This window comes from Pseudomonas sp. NPDC090592 (assembly GCF_044769185.1).
In the GTDB taxonomy this organism is placed as follows: Bacteria; Pseudomonadota; Gammaproteobacteria; order Pseudomonadales; family Pseudomonadaceae; genus Aquipseudomonas.
The window spans coordinates 39,399-58,440 of the sequence record NZ_JBIVXJ010000034.1 but is presented as its reverse complement, the minus strand read 5'-3'; the positions used below and the strand labels follow the sequence as shown (position 1 = coordinate 58,440).

At 63.3% G+C, this 19,042-nt stretch carries 20 protein-coding genes; 10 read left to right on the top strand and 10 right to left on the bottom strand.

The window, feature by feature from the left end; all coding sequences use genetic code 11:
• The first annotated feature begins 64 nt into the window (after window positions 1–64).
• Complete coding sequence (locus ACIQUI_RS24215; RefSeq protein WP_085675339.1) at window positions 65–247, top strand: hypothetical protein; 183 nt, start codon at window positions 65–67, stop codon at window positions 245–247.
• A 45-nt stretch (window positions 248–292) separates the two neighbouring features.
• Here the strand turns inward: ACIQUI_RS24215 and ACIQUI_RS24210 are convergent, their stop codons facing one another.
• From ACIQUI_RS24210 to ACIQUI_RS24180, 7 genes are all read right to left on the bottom strand, one after another.
• Complete coding sequence (locus tag ACIQUI_RS24210) at window positions 293–832, bottom strand: DUF2058 domain-containing protein (RefSeq protein WP_403203194.1); 540 nt, start codon at window positions 830–832, stop codon at window positions 293–295.
• A 26-nt stretch (window positions 833–858) separates the two neighbouring features.
• Window positions 859–1,692: a nucleoside triphosphate pyrophosphohydrolase gene (gene mazG / locus ACIQUI_RS24205; protein WP_403203193.1), complete on the bottom strand. Its 834-nt coding sequence runs from the start codon at window positions 1,690–1,692 to the stop codon at window positions 859–861.
• Window positions 1,693–1,816: 124 nt separating this feature from the next.
• Window positions 1,817–4,057, bottom strand: a complete 2,241-nt coding sequence (gene relA, locus ACIQUI_RS24200; protein ID WP_391137633.1) for a GTP diphosphokinase — start codon at window positions 4,055–4,057, stop codon at window positions 1,817–1,819.
• Window positions 4,058–4,153: 96 nt separating this feature from the next.
• On the bottom strand, window positions 4,154–5,512 hold the full coding sequence (gene rlmD, locus ACIQUI_RS24195; protein ID WP_403203192.1) for a 23S rRNA (uracil(1939)-C(5))-methyltransferase RlmD: 1,359 nt from the start codon (window positions 5,510–5,512) through the stop codon (window positions 4,154–4,156).
• Complete coding sequence (gene cysM, locus ACIQUI_RS24190) at window positions 5,513–6,412, bottom strand: cysteine synthase CysM (RefSeq protein WP_403203191.1); 900 nt, start codon at window positions 6,410–6,412, stop codon at window positions 5,513–5,515.
• 161 nt (window positions 6,413–6,573) lie between these two features.
• On the bottom strand, window positions 6,574–7,965 hold the full coding sequence (locus ACIQUI_RS24185; RefSeq protein ID WP_403203190.1) for a histidine kinase sensor domain-containing protein: 1,392 nt from the start codon (window positions 7,963–7,965) through the stop codon (window positions 6,574–6,576).
• A 3-nt stretch (window positions 7,966–7,968) separates the two neighbouring features.
• Window positions 7,969–8,688: a response regulator transcription factor gene (locus ACIQUI_RS24180; RefSeq protein WP_403203189.1), complete on the bottom strand. Its 720-nt coding sequence runs from the start codon at window positions 8,686–8,688 to the stop codon at window positions 7,969–7,971.
• Between the two features lie 193 nt (window positions 8,689–8,881).
• Here ACIQUI_RS24180 and ACIQUI_RS24175 point away from each other — a divergent pair, with 193 nt between their 5' ends.
• From ACIQUI_RS24175 to ACIQUI_RS24160, 4 genes are all read left to right on the top strand, one after another.
• Complete coding sequence (locus ACIQUI_RS24175; RefSeq protein ID WP_403203188.1) at window positions 8,882–11,635, top strand: response regulator; 2,754 nt, start codon at window positions 8,882–8,884, stop codon at window positions 11,633–11,635.
• Between the two features lie 101 nt (window positions 11,636–11,736).
• On the top strand, window positions 11,737–12,726 hold the full coding sequence (locus tag ACIQUI_RS24170; RefSeq protein WP_403203187.1) for a 2-hydroxyacid dehydrogenase: 990 nt from the start codon (window positions 11,737–11,739) through the stop codon (window positions 12,724–12,726).
• Window positions 12,727–12,757: 31 nt separating this feature from the next.
• Window positions 12,758–13,195, top strand: a complete 438-nt coding sequence (locus tag ACIQUI_RS24165; protein ID WP_403203186.1) for a hypothetical protein — start codon at window positions 12,758–12,760, stop codon at window positions 13,193–13,195.
• Complete coding sequence (locus ACIQUI_RS24160) at window positions 13,192–13,596, top strand: META domain-containing protein (protein WP_201207514.1); 405 nt, start codon at window positions 13,192–13,194, stop codon at window positions 13,594–13,596. The genes ACIQUI_RS24165 and ACIQUI_RS24160 overlap by 4 nt, the downstream gene beginning before the upstream one ends.
• Before the next feature lie 141 nt (window positions 13,597–13,737).
• On the opposite strand, the gene ACIQUI_RS24155 is transcribed toward ACIQUI_RS24160, so the two are convergent.
• Entirely contained in the window at window positions 13,738–14,202 is a 465-nt protein-coding gene (locus ACIQUI_RS24155) for a TlpA disulfide reductase family protein (RefSeq protein ID WP_403203185.1), read from the bottom strand.
• 85 nt (window positions 14,203–14,287) lie between these two features.
• Between ACIQUI_RS24155 and arsC the strand changes: the two genes are divergently transcribed.
• Genes arsC through ACIQUI_RS24140 form a run of 3 tightly spaced genes read left to right on the top strand, consistent with a single transcriptional unit; the run spans window position 14,288 to window position 15,649 of the window.
• Window positions 14,288–14,641, top strand: coding sequence for an arsenate reductase (glutaredoxin) (gene arsC / locus ACIQUI_RS24150; protein ID WP_403203184.1), 354 nt, complete (start codon window positions 14,288–14,290; stop codon window positions 14,639–14,641).
• Window positions 14,638–15,243, top strand: coding sequence for an NAD(P)H:quinone oxidoreductase (gene wrbA, locus ACIQUI_RS24145; protein WP_403203183.1), 606 nt, complete (start codon window positions 14,638–14,640; stop codon window positions 15,241–15,243). Before arsC ends, wrbA begins: the two co-directional genes overlap by 4 nt.
• Entirely contained in the window at window positions 15,236–15,649 is a 414-nt protein-coding gene (locus ACIQUI_RS24140) for a DUF2069 domain-containing protein (protein WP_403203182.1), read from the top strand. Before wrbA ends, ACIQUI_RS24140 begins: the two co-directional genes overlap by 8 nt.
• Window positions 15,650–15,764: 115 nt before the next feature.
• Here the strand turns inward: ACIQUI_RS24140 and ACIQUI_RS24135 are convergent, their stop codons facing one another.
• The gene (locus tag ACIQUI_RS24135; protein WP_403203181.1) at window positions 15,765–16,436 is read right to left on the bottom strand and encodes a DNA-3-methyladenine glycosylase I; all 672 of its coding nucleotides are present in this window, start codon (window positions 16,434–16,436) and stop codon (window positions 15,765–15,767) included.
• Window positions 16,437–16,440: 4 nt separating this feature from the next.
• Window positions 16,441–17,265 (bottom strand): tRNA 2-thiocytidine(32) synthetase TtcA, encoded by an 825-nt coding sequence (ttcA, locus tag ACIQUI_RS24130; RefSeq protein WP_027918067.1) that lies wholly within the window; start codon window positions 17,263–17,265, stop codon window positions 16,441–16,443.
• A gap of 261 nt (window positions 17,266–17,526) precedes the next feature.
• Between ttcA and ACIQUI_RS24125 the strand changes: the two genes are divergently transcribed.
• Together ACIQUI_RS24125 and ACIQUI_RS24120 are read left to right on the top strand one after the other, a co-directional pair.
• Window positions 17,527–18,126, top strand: a complete 600-nt coding sequence (locus ACIQUI_RS24125) for a Yip1 family protein (RefSeq protein WP_012270925.1) — start codon at window positions 17,527–17,529, stop codon at window positions 18,124–18,126.
• 131 nt (window positions 18,127–18,257) lie between these two features.
• Entirely contained in the window at window positions 18,258–18,752 is a 495-nt protein-coding gene (locus ACIQUI_RS24120; protein ID WP_403203180.1) for a SprT family zinc-dependent metalloprotease, read from the top strand.
• Window positions 18,753–19,042 lie beyond the last annotated feature (290 nt).

The window sequence follows — 19,042 nt, the reverse complement described above, 5'->3', positions numbered from 1 at the left end:
ACAAACTCTATAAAGAAGGTGTGCGACACAGTGTCGCAGCCAACTCAAGCAGTGGAGTTTACCGATGACAGTCCAAGTAACCGAACGCGACGAATCGAAAATGTCCCACGAAGGCCTGGCCGCTGGCGTGCGGATCTGGGATGTGCACCAACAGGGCCAGCTGGTCGGCATGTTCCACAATGAACACGAAGCACACCAGTACCGTGCAGAACTGGAAGACCTGGAAAACCAGCGCACCACGCAATGATCAGTCTTGCAATGAAAAACCCCGCCAAGGCGGGGTTTTTCGTGCTTACCACATCAGATCATCAGGGATCTTGTAGGCCGCGTACGGATCGTCTTCGTCCGTTTCTTCGACATGGGTGTTCAGCAACAGGATACGGCTTGGGTCACGTTCCTGGATCTTAACCGCCGCTTCCCGCGGGATCACCTCGTAACCGCCGGCATGCGCCACCACAGCCAGCGCACCGTTGCTGAGCCTGGTACGCATCAGCGCGTTGACGGCAATGCGCTTGACCTTCTTGTCGTCGACGAAGTTGTAGTAATCCTCGGTGGTCAGCTTAGGCAGGCGGGTTGCTTCGATCAATTGCTTGATCTGCGCGGCGCGAGCCTTTTGCTCGGCCTTTTCCTGCTGCTGGCGGTTCAGTTCCTGGTCGCGCTTGACCTTTTCGGCCATGGCTTCCTTGGCGATGCGCTGCTGGCTGTCGTCGACTTCGACCTGGCCTTTGTGCTCCATGCGCTTCTGTTTCTTTTCCGCTTTGTTGGTCTGCGAGACCTGTTTCTGGTTGACCAGACCGGCTTTGAGCAATTGGTCGCGAAGGGAAAGGCTCATGAATGTTCACTCACTTATGCAACAGCTCAGCCGCAGCTGGGCAGGTTCTTTTCCAGACGTTTGGCTTCCCCCCAAAGGGCATCCAGCTCGTCAAGGTTACAATCTTCAATGGGGCGACCACTGTCGCGCAATGCCTGTTCGATGAAACGGAAACGTCGCTCGAACTTGCGGTTGGCGCGGCGCAGCGCGTTCTCGGGGTCGTGCTTGAGGTGGCGGGCCAGGTTGACGGTGGCGAAGAGCAAGTCGCCCAGCTCATCTTCGAGCGCATCGGCGTCGCCGTCGGCCATGGCCTGCAGCACCTCATCCAGCTCTTCACGTACCTTGTCCAGCACAGGCAATGCCGCAGGCCAGTCAAAACCGACGGTGGCCGCACGCTTTTGCAGTTTGGCTGCCCGCGACAGGGCCGGCAAGGCTGCCGGCACATCGTCGAGCAGCGACAATTGCTCGGGCGTGCTTTTCTCGGCACGTTCCTCTGCCTTGATTTCCTCCCAGCGCGACTTGACCTGGGTCTCGCTCAGGCTGGGGGTATCCAGCGGCGCATAGAGCTCGCCGGTAGGGAATACATGCGGGTGGCGGCGGATCAGCTTGCGGGTAATGCTGTCGACCACGCCATCAAACTCGAAACGCCCCTCTTCCCGGGCGAGCTGGCTGTAGTAGACCACCTGGAACAGCAGGTCGCCCAGTTCACCCTGCAAGTGCTCGAAGTCGCCGCGCTCGATGGTGTCGGCGACCTCGTAGGCCTCTTCGATGGTGTGCGGGACGATGCTCGCGTAGTTCTGCTTGAGGTCCCACGGGCAGCCGTACTGCGGGTCGCGCAGGCGGGCCATGAGGTGCAGCAGGTCTTCGAGGGTGTAGGTCATTCAGGCAGGTCCTTCGGTGGTGGCTTCTTCGCGGGCTTGCCCGCTCCCACAGGATGGATGCAGGTTTCGAAGTCTGCACCGTACCTGTGGGAGCGGGCGAGCCCGCGAAGCAGGCGCCGCGGTCTCAAGGGGTACGATTACGCCGCGTCTCGATGATGTTCGGCAACTGCGAGATCCGCCCCAGCAGGCGCCCCAGCGCGTCCAGCCCTGGAATCTCGATGGTGAGCGACATCAGCGCGGTGTTGTCTTCCTTGTTCGAGCGGGTGTTCACCGCCAGCACGTTGATCTTCTCGTTCAGCAGCACCTGCGAGACATCGCGCAGCAGCCCCGGGCGGTCGTAGGCACGGATGACGATGTCGACCGGGTAGGTCTGCACCGGGATCGGCCCCCAGCTCACCTGGATCATGCGCTCCGGCTCCTTGCCCGCAAGCTGCAGCACCGAGGCGCAGTCCTGGCGGTGGATGCTCACGCCACGCCCCTGGGTGATGTAGCCAACGATGGCATCGCCCGGCAGCGGCTGGCAGCAGCCGGCCATCTGCGTCAGCAGGTTGCCAACACCCTGGATCTGGATGTCGCCACGCTTGCCGGTACGCGGCCCGGTAGGTTTGCGCGGTACCAGCTCGATCTGCTCGATGCGGTCGGGCTCCAGCAACTGCTGGGCGGCGTTGACCAGGTGGGCCAGGCGCAGGTCGCCCGCACCCAGCGAGGCGAACATGTCCTCGGCAGTCTTGACGTTGGTTTTCTCGGCCAGGCGCTCGAAGTCCACCTGCGGCAGGCCCAGGCGGCTGAGCTCGCGTTCGAGCAAGGTCTTGCCGGCGGCGACGTTCTGGTCGCGTGCCTGCAGCTTGAACCAGTGCACGATCTTCGCCCGCGCCCGCGAGGTGGTGACGTAGCCCAGGTTGGAGTTCAACCAGTCACGGCTGGGGTTGCCGTGCTTGCTGGTGATGATCTCGACCTGCTCGCCGGTCTGCAGGCTGTAGTTCAGCGGCACGATACGGCCGTTGATCTTGGCTCCCCGGCAGTTGTGGCCGATTTCGGTGTGCACGCGGTAGGCGAAGTCCAGCGGCGTGGAGCCTTTGGGCAAGTCGATGGCGTGGCCATCCGGGGTGAACACGTAGACCCGGTCTGGCTCGATGTCGACCCGCAACTGCTCGGCCAGGCCACCGATGTCGCCCAGCTCTTCGTGCCATTCCAGCACCTGGCGCAGCCAGGAGATCTTCTCTTCGTAATGGTTGGAGCTGGGCTTGACGTCGGTGCCCTTGTAGCGCCAGTGGGCGCAAACGCCCAACTCGGCTTCTTCATGCATGCCGTGGGTGCGGATCTGTACCTCCAGCACCTTGCCCTCAGGGCCGATTACTGCGGTGTGCAGCGAGCGGTAGCCGTTTTCCTTGGGGTTGGCGATGTAGTCGTCGAACTCCTTGGGAATATGCCGCCACAGCGTGTGCACGATACCCAGCGCGGTGTAGCAGTCGCGAATTTCCGGCACCAGTACGCGCACTGCACGCACGTCGTAGATCTGGCTGAATTCCAGGCCTTTGCGCTGCATCTTGCGCCAGATCGAGTAGATATGTTTCGCCCGGCCGCTGATGTCGGCATTCACGCCGGTGGCCAGCAGCTCGTTCTGCAACTGGTTCATCACGTCGCTGATGAAGCGTTCGCGGTCCAACCGGCGCTCGTGCAACAGCTTGGCGATCTGCTTGTACTGGTCGGGCTCGAGGTAGCGGAAGGACAGGTCCTCCAGCTCCCATTTGATGTGGCCGATACCCAAGCGGTGCGCCAGCGGCGCATAAATGTCGAACACCTCACGCGCGACACGCAGGCGTTTCTCGTCGTCGGCGGCTTTGACCGCACGAATTGCGCAGGTGCGCTCGGCCAGCTTGATCAGTGCCACGCGCACATCGTCGACCATGGCCACGAGCATCTTGCGCAGGTTCTCGACCTGCGCCTGCGAGCCCAGCACCAGCGATTGGCGCGGGCTGAGGCTGGCGCTGATAGCGGCCATGCGCAATACGCCGTCGATCAGCTTGGACACCACCGGCCCGAACCGCTGGCTGACCTCGGCCAGGGTCACCTTGCCTTCGCGTACCGAACGGTAGATGACCGCTGCCACCAGGGAATCCTGGTCAAGCTTGAGGTCTGCCAGGATTTCGGCAATTTCCAGGCCCGCCTGGAAGCTGGACGTACCGTCCGCCCAGGAATGCTTGGCCGGGTTGCCCTTTTTCTCGATCTCATGGGCAAACTCGCAGGCTTCTTTAAGCGCTGCGCGATCCAGTGCCGAATCGACGCTTACCACATGGTCCAACCATCCTTCGAGATTGATACTGCCGTCGGTGTTGACCGGCTGGTGCACTCTCACCTGTACCATCTTTGTTTTACCTTTCCATACAGCACACCACGCGGGTGCGCTGGCGATCACCGTGCGGCTGCCATTCCATGGAAACCGCACCAAGGGGCCAGCCTGCTAGCCCGCTTCGAATAACGCCATGGCCTCGACATGCGCCGTTTGAGGAAACATGTCGAGAATCCCGGCCCTTTTTAACCGGTACCCCTGGCCGACCAGCACCTGCGCGTCTCGCGCCAGTGTGGCCGGGTTGCACGATACGTAGACCAGCCGTTTGGCCTTGAGGCGTGCGATGCCTTGCACCACCTCGAAAGCACCGTCGCGCGGTGGATCCAAGAGTACCGCAGAAAAGCCCTCGGCGGCCCATCCGGTGCCTGCCAAAGGCTGCGATAAATCGGCCTGAAAAAACCGTGCGTTATGCACATTGTTGTTCCGGGCATTGGCCGCGGCCCGGTCGACCATGGCCTGTACGCCTTCCACTGCCACCACCTCGCGGGCCGCACGGGCCAGCGGCAGGGCGAAGTTGCCCAGGCCGCAGAACAGGTCCAGCACCCGCTCATCGGCCTGCGGATCAAGCCAGGCCAAGGCCTGCTCGATCATCGCCGTGTTGACCTGCGCATTCACCTGCACGAAGTCGCCTGGGCGCCAGGCCAGTTCCAGCTGCCACGGCGCCAAGGCGAAGCCCAGTTGCGCGGCCGGGTCCACGGGCGCCGGGTCATCTTCACCCTGCAGCCACAGCTGGGCATTGGCCTGCTCGCAAAACGCCTGCAGCTTCGCCAGGTCTTCAGCCGGCAGCGGCGCAACGTGGCGCACCAACACCGCCTCGGCGGTGCCACTGAACAGCTCGACATGGCCCAGCGCCTGCGGTTTGCTTAACGAGCGCAGTACCGTCGGCAAATGACGCAGAATCGACTGCAAGGGCTGTACCAGCACCGCGCAATCGTCGATGGCAATGATGTCCTGGCTGGCTTCGGCCCGGAAGCCCACCTCCAGCTGGCGCGCCTTGACGTCCCAGCGCACGGCCACGCGGGCCCGGCGCCGGTAACCGAATTCCGGCCCACTCAGGGGCGCGGCCCATGCTTCGGGTTGCACGCCGGCTACCCGCTGCAGTTGCTCGGCCAGGGTACGCTGCTTGAGCGCCAGCTGCGCTTCGTGCGGCAAGTGCTGCAGGTTGCAGCCGCCGCAACGTGCGTAGTGGCGGCACGGTGCTTCACGGCGCTCGGGGCTGGCCTGCAGCAGCCGCTCCAGGCGCGCCTCGACCACTTTGCCACGGGCATTGAGCACCCGCGCCTCCACGGTTTCGCCAGCCAAGGCGCCACTGACAAACCAGGTGCGCCCCTCAAGGAAGGCGATGCCACGGCCGTCACCGGCCAGGCGCTCGATATCCAGGCGCTGCTTTTTGCCCACGGGGACCTGGGGGCTGCGGTTGCCGCCGGCCGGCTGGAAGCGCAGGCCGCTGTTGGTTTTTTTCTTGGACATTTAGCTCGGGTCGAACAGGCCGGTGGACAGGTAACGGTCGCCGCGGTCGCAGATGATCGCGACCATCACGGCATTTTCCACCTCGCGGGAGAGGCGCAGCATGGCTGCGACCGCACCACCGGAAGACACGCCGCAGAAAATGCCCTCTTCACGGGCAAGGCGGCGGGTGGTGTCTTCGGCTTCCTGCTGCGACATGTCGACCACGCGGTCGACGCGGGTGGCGTCGAAGATTTTCGGCAGGTATTCCTCGGGCCAGCGGCGAATGCCCGGGATGGCCGAGCCTTCCATCGGTTGCAGGCCGATGATCTGTACCGCCGGGTTCTGCTCCTTGAGGTACTGCGAGCAGCCCATGATGGTGCCGGTGGTACCCATGGAGCTGACGAAATGGGTAATGCTGCCCTGGGTCTGCTGCCAGATTTCAGGGCCGGTGCTGTTGTAGTGGGCAATCGGATTGTCGCCGTTGGCGAACTGGTCGAGCACCAGGCCGCGGCCCTCGGCCTGAAGCTTTTCGGCCAGGTCGCGGGCGCCTTCCATGCCCTCCTCCTTGGTAACCAGAATCAGCTCGGCACCATAGGCGGTCATGGCAGCCTTGCGCTCGGCGGTGGAGTTGTCGGGCATGATCAGGATCATCTTGTAACCCTTGATCGCCGCCGCCATTGCCAACGCAATGCCGGTGTTGCCGGAAGTGGCTTCGATCAGGGTGTCGCCGGGCCTGATCTGGCCACGCAGTTCGGCGCGGGTGATCATCGACAGCGCTGGGCGATCCTTGACCGAGCCGGCAGGATTGTTACCTTCGAGCTTGAGCAGGAGGGTGTTGCTGGTTTCACCAGCAATGCGCTGCAGGCGAACCAGGGGCGTATTGCCGACGCAATCGGCGATGGTTGGGTACTGCAAGGTCATGGTGTCTTTCACAATCCGGACGGCGGGGGTGCCTATCATACCGGCAAACCCTTCGCGGCCATATCACGCAATCTGTGGTGGATATAGCTACAAGCTATAACGTTGTGATCTGTGCTGGCTTCTTCGCGGGCATGCCCGCTCCCACAGGGATCGCACCGCCCTCAAGAACACTGCTGTACCTGTGGGAGCGGGCGTGCCCGCGAAGAGGCCGGCACATGTAATGGCAACCGCATCCACAACCGCAACCCACGCTTGCCATTCTGCGCCCACAAGGTGCCACCCTGGCGCTGGATGGCACTGCGGGCAATGCTCAACCCCAGCCCAAAACCACCATCCCCCGGCCGCGAACCGTCCAGCCGCGAGAACGGCGCAAAAATGCGCTCCAGGTCGTCTTCGGCCACCCCGCCACCTTCATCCTCAAGCCACAGCCACCAGTGACTGCCTTCACGCTGCCCACCGAGGCGCACCACCCCCTCGACCGGCGAGTGACGAATGGCATTGCGCAACATGTTCTCCAGCGCCTGCGCCAGGTGGTTGAGGTTGCCCTGCACCCAGCAGTCGGCCGGTACTTCACAGCGCAGGCGCGTGGCCGACCAGCCGCTCTCGTAGCTGGCGTTCTCTGCCAGCAGTTCCCATAACGCATGGACCTCGATCGGTTCCAGGTTCATCGGCGCACGCTCGGCGTCCTGCCAGGCCAGTTGCAGGGTGTCTTCCACCAGCTGCTGCATGCAGTCCACTTCACGGGTCAGGCGTTCGCGCAGGCGTTGCAAGTCGGTCTCGCCGTCGCAAGCCACCCGCAACCGACTCAGCGGCGTACGCATTTCGTGGGACAGGTCACGCAGTAACTGCTGCTGCATGGCCACCGTGCCCTGCAAGCGCTCGGCCATCTGATCAAAGGCCCGGGCCAGCTCGCCCAACTCGTCATGCCGGGCGATGGTGCGCGAGTCGAGGCGCGCCGACAGCTGATCGGCACGCCAGGCATTGGCCTGCTCGCGCAGCTGGTTCAGCGGCACGATCAACATGCGGTAAAGGCCCACACACAGCAACAGGGTGAACAGCCCAGGGATGATGCCATTGGTGACGATGCGCCACAGCAAGCGGTACTGGTCAGGGTTGAACCGCTGCGGCAGCTCGATCACCAGCATGCCCTGCTCCGGTGCCCCCGGGAACGGTATGCGCAGCCACGGCTGGTCAACGCTGCGCCGGCTCATCGGCCAGTCGACACCGCGCAGGCGCGTCAACCGCTGCATGATCTGCGGGTCGAGGGTGGCACTGTCGAGCGGCCGCAGGTTGATATCGAGCACGCCAACCCAGCCCCTTTCGCGCTGGTGCATCGCCGCTACCCATTGGTCCAGGCCTGATCGCCCGCCGCTACGCCAGGCCTGTTCAGCCTCGCCGGCATAGCCGCGCAGCGTCTGCCGCGCCGGTTCCGAGAGGAAGGCATTCTGGATTTCCATGTGCCGGCCCCAGGTGTAGCTGAGGCCGATCATCAGCAGGCAAAAGCCCACCAGCAGGATGGCCAGCTTCCAGAACAGCGAATGGCGGTCGAGCATGGCTCACTCCGCCTCGCTGGCGCTGAGCACGTAACCCTTGCCCCACACGGTGCGGATCTGCCGCTCGTCATAGCCGATGCCCTTGAGCTTGCGACGGATCTGGCTGACGTGCATGTCCAGGCTGCGGTCATGCCTCGAATAACCACGCTGCAACACGTGCTGGTAGAGGAACGGCTTGCTCAACACGTCATCCAGGTTGCGGTTGAGGATGTCGAGCAGGCGGAATTCACTGGGGGTCAGGCCTGCCAGGCGGCCGTCGAGACGCACGTCACACAGCCCTTCGTCGAACTGCAGCTCGCCGCAGGCTGCATGTTCCTGCGGGGCTTGATGGCGACGCTCGAGTGCTACCCGGCGCAGGATCGCCTCGATGCGTACCTGCAGCTCAGCCATGCTGAACGGCTTTGGCAGGTAATCGTCGGCACCGCGCTGGAAGCCACTGATGCGATCGGCTTCGGCACCCAGTGCCGACATCAGGATCACCGGCGTGGCACTGCGCGTGCGTAACTGTGCCAGGGCATCCAGGCCGTTCAGCCCGGGCAGCAGGATGTCCATGAGCACCACATCGAATACCTGGCGACCTGCGGTTTCCAGGCCCTCCAGGCCATTACGGCACCAGGTGACCTGGAAGCCGCCGCGCTGCAGCTCTTCGTGCAGATAGGCACCCAGCACCGGGTCGTCCTCGATGGCGAGGATATTGGAGTTGTAAATAGCTACAGGATTCATTGGCAACTGCCATGCATTCTCAATTGCGCAATTATTGAGCATCCACCACCTGCCAGGCAACCGCCCTGCGACCAATGCCCCGGCAATGGTGCAAAACAGCGACTAAAGAGGTGCAATAGCGCGGCAGGCGGAGTAACTTCCCGGCTTGGCCGTCATCGCTTGACGGCGTCCAGGCACATGACAGGAGGCGAGTGTGCTCGATCGCTTGGGAATTCGCAGCCGGGTAATGCTGCTGGCCCTGTTGCCGGCCGGCCTGATGGCTTTGGTGCTGGGCAGTTACTTTACCTGGTTGCAACAGAACGACCTGCGCACCCAGCTACTGCAACGCGGCAAGATGATCGCCGAGCAACTGGCGCCATTGGCCGCGCCCGCCATGGCCAGGCTGGCACCCGCACAACTGGAGCGCATTGCCGCGCAAACCCTGGAACAGACCGATGTGCGCGCGGTCGCTTTCCTGGCCCCGGACCGTACACGCCTGGCCCATGCCGGGCCGAGCATGATCAACCAGCCGCCCAGCGGCGGCACCGGCACGCAACTGCTCCAGCGCAGCGGCAATGACGCTACCCGTTACCTGATGCCGGTATTCGGCCATCACCGCGACCTCGCCACCGATGCCGTGCCAGCCGAAGCCGAGCGCCTGCTGGGCTGGGTCGAGATCGAACTGTCCCACGACGGCACGCTGCTACGCGGCTATCGCAACCTGTTCACCAGCCTGTTGCTGATCCTCGCCTGCCTGGCACTCAGCGGCCTGCTGGCCCTGCGCATGAGCCGCACCATCAACGACCCGGTCGAACGCATCAAGCATGCGGTCAACCAGCTCAAGGACGGCCACCTTGAAGAACGCCTGCCCGCCATGGGCAGCCATGAGCTCGACGAACTGGCGCGCGGCATCAACCGCATGGCCGAAACCCTGCAAAACGCCCACGAAGAGCTGCAACACAGCATCGACCAGGCCACCGAAGATGTGCGCCAGAACCTGGAAACCATCGAGATCCAGAACATCGAGCTGGACATGGCGCGCAAGGAAGCACTGGAAGCCAGCCGCATCAAGTCGGAGTTCCTGGCCAACATGAGCCACGAAATCCGCACGCCGCTCAACGGTATCCTCGGTTTCACCCACCTGCTGCAAAAAAGCGAGCTGACGCCACGCCAGCTGGATTACCTGAACACCATCGAAAAGTCCGCAGACAACCTGCTGGGCATCATCAACGAGATCCTCGACTTCTCCAAGATCGAGGCCGGCAAGCTGGTGCTCGACAGCATCCCCTTCAACCTGCGCGACTTGATCCAGGACACCTTGACCATCCTGGCGCCAGCCGCCCATGCTAAGCAGCTGGAACTGCTCAGCCTGATCTACCGCGACACGCCCTCTTCGCTGATTGGCGACCCGCTGCGGCTCAAGCAGATCCTCACCAACCTGGTCAGCAACGCCATCAAGTTCACCCGCGAAGGCACCATCGTCGTGCGTGCCATGCTCGAAGACGAGCACGAAGACAGCGCACAACTGCGCATCAGCGTGCAGGACACCGGCATCGGCTTGTCGCCACAGGATGTACGCACGTTGTTCCAGGCCTTCAGCCAGGCCGACAACTCGCTGGCCCGTCAACCTGGCGGTACCGGCCTGGGCCTGGTGATTTCCAAGCGCCTGATCGAGCAGATGGGCGGTGAAATCGGCGTCGACAGCACCCCCGGTGAAGGCTCGCAGTTCTGGATCAGCCTCAACCTGCCCAAAGCCCATGACGATGTCGAGGACCTGCCACTCCAGCCGCTGCTGGGCCGCCGCGCAGCCATCGTCGATAGCCACGAGCTGGCGCGCCAGGCGTTGGAGCACCAGCTGGAGGACTGCGGCCTCAGCGTCAGCCTGTTTGCCTCCTACGACCAGTTGCTGCAGGCGGTACAGGCTGCCAGCCAGGCCGGCCAGCCGTTCGAGTTCGCCGTGCTCGGGGCCAACCTGGGCAACCTGTCCCCCGAGCAACTGGGTCATTACCACCAGCAATTCGAGCGTCATCATTGCCAATGCGTGGTGCTGTGCCCCACCACCGAGCAGGCGCTGTACCATCCGTTCCTGCCCAACGGCCACGGGCAACTGCTGTCCAAGCCCACCTGCACGCGCAAGCTGCGTCGCCTGTTGCTGGAGCTGGTGCAGCCCCGCCGCCCGCTAAGCGAGGCGACTAGCCGCAATGGCCAGCGCCAACCGAAAATCCTCTGCGTCGACGACAACGCCGCCAACCTGCTGCTGGTGCAAACCCTGCTCGAAGACCTGGGCGCCGAGGTGCTGGCTGTGGACAATGGTTATGCCGCGGTACAGGCCGTGCAGGATGAGCCATTCGACCTGGTACTGATGGACGTGCAAATGCCTGGCATGGACGGCCGCGCCTGCACCGAGCAGATCCGCCTTTGGGAAAATACCCAGAGCGGCAACCCATTGCCGATCGTCGCCCTCACGGCACATGCCATGGCCAACGAGAAACGCGCCTTGCTGCATGGCGGCATGGACGACTACCTGACAAAGCCGATCAGCGAGCGGCAACTGGCCCAGGTGGTGATGAAGTGGACCGGCTTGAGCCTGGGCGTACCGCAGCAGGTGCAGGCCGAGCACCTGACAAACAGTGGTGACCTGAAGGTGCTCGACCACGATGAAGGCCTGCGCCTGGCGGCAGGCAAGGCAGACCTGGCAGCCGACATGCTGAGCATGCTGCTGGCCTCGCTGGATGCCGACCGCGAAGCCATCCGTGCTGCCCGAGAGGCGGACGACCACAACCGCCTGATCGAGCAGGTACACCGCCTGAACGGCGCCTCGCGCTATTGCGGGGTACCGCAGTTGCGTGCGGCGTGCCAGCGCAGCGAAACCTTGCTCAAACAGGAAAACCCGCAGGCCCAGCAGGCACTGGATGAACTGGACGCAGCAATCAACCGCCTGGCTGCCCAGGCGCGGCTGAGCGCCTGACTTGATGAATTTGGCGCCCGTGAGATCGAGCGCCGCGCGGGCGGCGCTCGATCTCACAGGCACTGACTACCCCAAGACATGCACCACAAAGGAACCCCACCATGCGCGCCCTGTTGTTCAGCAGCCAGCACTACGACCAGGAAAGCTTCACCCGGGCCGCCAGCGGTAGCACCCTGGAGCTGCATTTCCAGCCAGCCCGGCTGACCCTCGACACCGCCGCCCTGGCCGGTGGCTACGAAGTCGTCTGCGCCTTTATCAATGACGAACTCGACGCCCCGGTGCTTCAGCGCCTGGCAGCCGGTGGCACACGCCTGATCGCCTTGCGCTCAGCCGGCTATAACCACGTCGACCTGCCCGCCGCCCAGCGCCTTGGCCTTGCCGTGGTCAGAGTGCCGGCCTACTCGCCACACGCCGTGGCCGAGCACGCGGTGGCATTGATCCTGGCCCTCAACAGGCGCCTGCACCGAGCCTACAACCGTACCCGCGAAGGTGACTTCACCCTGCATGGGCTGACCGGCTTCGACCTGCACGGCAAAACCGTCGGTGTGGTCGGCACCGGCCAGATCGGCGCCACCTTTGCCCGCATCATGGCCGGGTTCGGTTGCCAGTTGCTGGCCTACGATCCCTACCCCAACCCGGAACTGCTGAACCTTGGCGCACGCTACCTGAGCTTGCCCGAGTTGCTTCGCGAAGCCCGCATCATCAGCCTGCACTGCCCGCTGACCGAGCACACCCGCCACCTGATCAACGCCCAAAGCCTGGCCCAGCTACAGCCCGGCGCCATGCTGATCAACACCGGTCGTGGCGCGCTGGTCGACACCCCGGCACTGATCGACGCGCTGAAAAGCGGCCAGCTCGGCTACCTGGGCCTGGACGTCTACGAAGAAGAAGCCCAGCTGTTCTTCGAGGATCGGTCCGACCTGCCCCTGCAGGACGATGTCCTGGCCCGGCTGCTCACCTTCCCCAACGTGATCATCACCGCCCACCAGGCCTTCCTCACCCGTGAAGCGCTGGACGCCATTGCCGCGACCACACTGGACAACATCAGCCGCTGGGCGGCAGGCAATCCACAGAATCAGGTCTCGGGTTAATGCTAGGATACGCGGCATTTCTGGAGGACCCATGGTCGAGCACGATTTCCGCTACACCCTTTTCAACCCGCAACACACCCTGATCGAGTGCCGTGCGCTGATGCCTGGGCGCTACCAGGTCACCGGCAACGGCGGTTCGATGCACAAAGGTGACACCCTGCTGGTCACCCTCAAGGGCAGCAAGGACCTGTCCATGCGCCTGACCGTGGAGAGCGTTCGCCACCTGATCAACCCGCGCGGCCAGTGGGTTGCCGTGGCCAGTGGCCCGGTGTTCAACGAGCTGGAAATCCTCACCTGGCAGGTCGAATGCGACAACTGCGACGCCGTGTTGGACTTCGAGTTTGCCGTGGACGCCAAGCTGGGCAAGAAAGCCCGCCAGCCGGCCGCCAGTGCACGCATTGCCGAACTGGGTTGGGCCAGCCGTGGCGAAAAACACCTGTGCCCGCGTTGCCAGGAGAATGCCGCGTGAAAAATCTGCTGACCGGCGCGCTGATTGCCACCGGCCTGCTCGGCTGTGCCGCAGAACCTTCAAAGCTGCAGCAGGAGCGCAGCTACGTGCTGGAGTGGATTGGCGAGCGCCCGCTGATCGACTACAGCCACCTGACCCTGACCCTGGCCAGCGACGGCCGTGCCTACGGCAACGGCGGTTGCAACCACTGGTTTGCGCCGTACACGCTGGATGGTGAGCACCTGAGCTTCGGCAAGGTCGGCAAGACCCGCAAGCTGTGCGCGCCAGCGCTGATGGAGCAGGAAAAGCGTTTCTTGCAGGCGCTGGAAACGGTGCAACGCTGGGATGTGTCGCCGGTGGAGCAAATGCGCTTCTGGCCGGCCGAGGGCAAGCCACTGCGCTTCTGGCCTGAAGAAGGCTGATCGATATCGGTGCCGCTACGCGGTCTTTGTGTGTGGGAGCGGGCGTGCCCGCGAAACAGGCGACGCGGTGGATGGCACCGGCTTTGCCGGTGTTCGCGGGCACGCCCGCTCCCACAAAGATTGCGTAGTGGCACCTATGCTTCAGGCGCCCTTCAGGGCCTTGATCTTGGCTTGCAGCCCTTCCAGGGTCTGCTCGCCCAGCAACTGCTCACGCACCTTGCCCTTGTCATCGATGATGTAGGTCACCGGCAGCGCCTCGCTACGCGGCAGGTCATAGCGCTCGGCCGGGTCCTGGGCCAGCACGGTAAAACCGATGCCCAGGGTTTCAGCGGCCTGCTTCAAATCCTGCCCTTGCAAACCATCGAAATTCACCCCCACCACCTTGATGCCATCGGCCGCCCACTGCTTGGCCGCCGCGTTCAGTTCCGGGATCTCGGTACGGCACGGCCCGCACCATTCAGCCCAGTAGTTGAGCACCAGCCAGTGCCCGTCGATCTGTTCGGCCTTAACCGTTTTACCGTGTTGGTCCACGCCATAATCGGCACCGCAACCACCGAGCAACAGGCTCGCGGTGATGGCCAGTACTGCTGCCAGACGCCTTGCCATGGGTCAATCCTTCTCGAGTTTTAAAGCAAATTGGTCAGTCGCTGCGGTTAGAATAGCCGCCACAACCAGCTGGATGCGACCCGACATGACCGACCTCACGCTCTATCATAACCCGCGCTGCTCCAAATCCCGCGGCGCACTGGAACTGCTCGAAGCCCGCGGCCTGGCGCCAACCATCGTGCGCTACCTGGAAACCCCGCCCGACGCCGCCACCCTCAAGGCCCTGCTCGCCAAGCTGGGCATCGGCGCACGGCAGCTGCTGCGTACCGGCGAGGATGAGTACAAAGCACTGAACCTGGCCGACCCGGCCTTGACCGATGCACAACTGATCGATGCCATGGCCCAGCACCCCAAGCTGATCGAGCGGCCGATCCTGGTGGCCGGTGACAAGGCCGTGATCGGTCGCCCGCCAGAGAACGTGCTGGAGATCCTGCCGTGAGCCAGCCCTACATTCTGGTGCTGTACTACAGCCGCCATGGCTCGACCAGCGAGATGGCCCGGCACATCGCCCGCGGCATCGAGCTGGCCGGCATGGAAGCACGCCTGCGCACGGTGCCAGCCATTTCCACCGAGTGCGAAGCGGTGGCCCCGGACATTCCGGCCAGCGGCGCGCTGTACGCCACCCTCGACGACCTGCGCCACTGCGCCGGCCTGGTGCTGGGCAGCCCGACCCGCTTCGGCAACATGGCAGCGCCGCTGAAGTACTTCCTCGATGGCACCAGCAGCTTGTGGCTGGGCGGTGAACTGGTCGGCAAGCCAGCGGGCGTGTTCACCTCCACCGCCAGCCTGCATGGCGGCCAGGAAACCACCCTGCTGTCGATGATGCTGCCGCTGATGCACCACGGCATGCTGGTGATGGGCCTGCCGTACAGCGAATCGGCCTTGCTGGAAACCCGTGGTGGCGGTACCCCTTATGGTGCCAGTCACCATGCGGGGGCCGATGGCAAGCGCGAACTCGATCAGCACGAAATTGCCTTGTGCCGCGCCCTTGGCCAACGCCTGGCGGCCACGGCCAAGGCCCTGGAGGCCGCGCGTGGCTAGAGCGCCCAAGGTGTTGCCACCACTGCAATGGCTGGCACCGCGCTTGCGCCTGACGCGGGCGTTGAGCCTGGCGTTCTTCTTCGGCCTGATCGCCTTGCTGGTGGTGAACAACCTGTGGTTCGCCAACCTGCATGGGGCGCGGGTCGAGGTGATCCTGGCGATCGAACTGGTGCCGCTGCTGCTGTTGCTGCCGGGCATGCTGATGGGCAGCGCCCGGGCACATGCCTGGACCTGCTTCGTGGTGAATATCTATTTCATCAAGGGCGTGCTGGCAGCGTTCGACCCGGCGCGGGCGGTGTTTGGCTGGGTTGAAGTACTGGTCAGCCTGGGGCTGTTCATTGCCGGGCTGCTGTATGTGCGCTGGAAGTTCCAGCATGAGCGGCGTATGGCGGGCGAAGGTGGGTGAATTCTGGGGCCGCTTTGCGGCCCTTTCGCGACACAAGGCCGCTCCTACAGGGGATCGCAAATTCCTGTAGGAGCGGCCTTGTGTCGCGAAAGGGCTGCAAAGCAGCCCCAAATTCTCAATGGTTGACGGTATGCGCCAGCATCACCGACAACTGGCACAGCGGCCGCCCGCTCTCGGCATGCCACTGGTTGAACGCCTGCTGCACCAGGGCCAGGTCGCGCTGGCTGGTCGGTTGCTTGTCGATCACTTTCTGTGCAATCAGCGCCGCCGCCATGTCATCGGTAGGGATAAACGTGTCCTTGCCAACCATCCGCAAGAACCGCGGCGCCGACAACCCGCCCAACTGGTTGCCATGCTTGGCCAGGTACTTCCACAACCCGACAATGTCAGTCACCGGCCAGTCGGCGATGAACGCGCCAAAGCTGCCGTTCTCTTTGGCGATATCAAGCACCATCTGCGCATTGCGCGGCACGCTCTTGAGCTTGCCCAGGTGGCGGATGATGCGTTCGTCATGCATCAGCCTCTCCAGGTGCTCGGCGCCCATCAGCACTACCTTCTCCGGGTCGAAGCCGAAGAACACCTGCTCGAACGCCGGCCACTTGGCATCCACCAGGCTGTGCTTGAGACCGGCGCGGAACACGCGCAAGGCCAAGGTCGACAGGAAACGGTCGTCACTGATGCCCCGCAGTTGCGCCGGCGTACGAGGCTGCGGGAGGAAGGCCTCCAGCGCCTGGGCCGAGCCAAAGCGGTTCAGGCAATACTCATGCAGCCACTGGTAATCGCGCATGGGCTCAGATGTTCACCACGTCGAGGAAACGCGGGGTAGCGTTCTCGTCGATCTTCAGGCTGGTGAAGTCGAACAGGTTACGGTCGGCCAACTGCGACGGCGCCACGTTCTGCATGGCGCGGAAAATGCTCTCGGTACGGCCTGGGTGCTTGCGCTCCCACTCCACCAGCATGTCCTTGACCACCTGGCGTTGCAGGTTCTCCTGCGAGCCGCACAGGTTGCACGGAATGATCGGGAATTCCTTCATGTCCGAGTAGGCCTGGATGTCCTTCTCGCTGCAGTAGGCCAGCGGGCGGATCACCACGTTGCGGCCATCGTCGGCGCGCAGCTTCGGCGGCATGCCTTTGAGCGCACCGTTGAAGAACATGTTGAGGAAGAAGGTTTCGACGATGTCGTCGCGGTGGTGCCCCAACGCCATCTTGGTCGCGCCGATCTCGTCGGCGAAGGTGTACAGGGTGCCACGGCGCAGGCGCGAACACAGCGAGCAGGTGGTCTTGCCTTCCGGTACCAGCTCCTTGACCACCGAGTAGGTATCCTTCTCGACGATGTGGTACTCGACGCCCAGTTCCTTGAGGTAGGCCGGCAGCACATGCTCGGGGAAACCCGGCTGCTTCTGGTCCATGTTCACCGCAACGATCTCGAACTTGATCGGTGCCACCTTCTGCAGGTGCAACAGAACGTCGAGCATGGTGTAGCTGTCCTTGCCGCCAGACAGGCAGACCATGACCTTGTCGCCATCCTCGATCATGTTGTAGTCGGTGATAGCTTCGCCGGCGAGACGACGCAGGCGTTTTTGCAGTTTGTTCTGGTTGACCGAGAGGGTGCCCATAGCGCTTGGATCCGCGAGGTGTGACAAAAGGCGGCTATTTTACGCACAAACGCGCCGTCGCTGTAGGCATTCCGATAAAGACTTCAATGTAATCAACAGTACGCCTTACAGCGCAATTTGCTCTAAAAAGCACGGTTTATGCTGGCAACAGCTTCCTATACTGCGACATAAGGCCACATTACCGCTTGCTTCGGTGTTCGGGCCTCGGGCCGCTTGCGCTCCATCTGGGGGGCGTTTGGCAACATTGAGAGGAGTGACGGCATGATTCATCACGTTGTGGGGCTGTTTACCCATCCTGACCAGGAATGGCGGGAGATTCGTGGCGAAGAAGAAACCATCAGCCACATGTACCTGACGCACACCCTTATCCTGGCGGCGATTCCCGCCATTTCCGCGTTCATCGGCACCACCCAGGTCGGCTGGGTAATCGGCGACAGGCCAGCCGTGATGCTGACCATGGAAAGCGCCATCTGGATGAGCATCATGTCGTACCTGGCCATGCTCGCCGGGGTGGCGGTAATGGGCGCATTCATCCACTGGATGGCCCGCACCTACGATGCCAACCCGTCCATGGCGCAATGCATCGCCTTTGCCACCTATACCGCCACACCCCTGTTCATTGGCGGCCTGGCGGCGCTGTACCCGCACCTGTGGCTGGGCATGCTGATCGGCACTGCCGCCATCTGCTACACGGTGTACCTGCTGTATGTCGGCTTGCCGACGTTCATGAACATACCGTCCGACGAAGGCTTCCTGTTCTCCAGCTCGGTGCTGGCGGTGGGCCTTGTGGTATTGGTGGCGATCATGGCCGCCACCGTGATTATCTGGGGACTGGGCGTGGGGCCCGTCTACACCAACTAGAACAGACTCTACCAACACTGGGGCATCAACCAGGGGCCGCCGCAGGGCGGCCTCTGGCTGTGCGCTGACCGATGGCTCGGCACCCCCGTTGCAGTTGCGGCATAATGCCCGGTCAGGAGAACCACCCCGCCATGCCCGAGCTGCTCAGACAACGCGTCGAAACCTGTTACCAGCAAGCCGAAACCTTCTTCAAACGCCCCTTCCCGCGCCCGGAAGTCAGCTTCAAGCTGCGCGGGCAAAAAGCCGGGGTTGCCCACCTGCACGAGAACCTGTTGCGCTTCAACCTGCAGCTGTACCGCGAAAACCAGGAAGACTTCCTGCGCCAGACCGTGGCCCATGAAGTGGCGCACCTGGTGGCACACCAGTTGTTCGGCGACCGCATCCAGGCCCACGGTGAGGAGTGGCAGCTGATCATGCGCGGGGTGTACGAATTGCCGCCCAACCGGTGCCACAACTATGAAGTGCAACGGCGTGTGGTAACCCGCTACATCTACCGCTGCCCGTGTCCGCAGGGTGACTTTCCGTTTACTGCGCAGCGGCACAAGCTGGTGCGCCAGGGGCGGCTGTACCTGTGTAAGCGGTGCCGGGGGATATTGGTGTACAGCGGCGAGACGCGCGTCGAGTAGATTGTGTTTTACCTGTACCGGCCCCTTCGCGGGCAAGCCCGCTCCCACAGGTACAGCGCAAACTGCCAGGAGTGCGCGGTTCCTGTGGGAGCGGGCTTGCCCGCGAAAGGGCCGGCGCAGGCAATACATGAATCCCAGGCATAAGAAAGGCGACCCAAAGGTTAATGCCAGTCAGTTAAGCAATTTTGGGCCGCGTTGCGGCCCATCGCCGGGGCGGCCCCCCCCCCCCCCCCCGCACCAGCTGGTGCGTGAGAGGGCATGGCTGGGGTCCGGCGCGAGCCGCGCGGTGG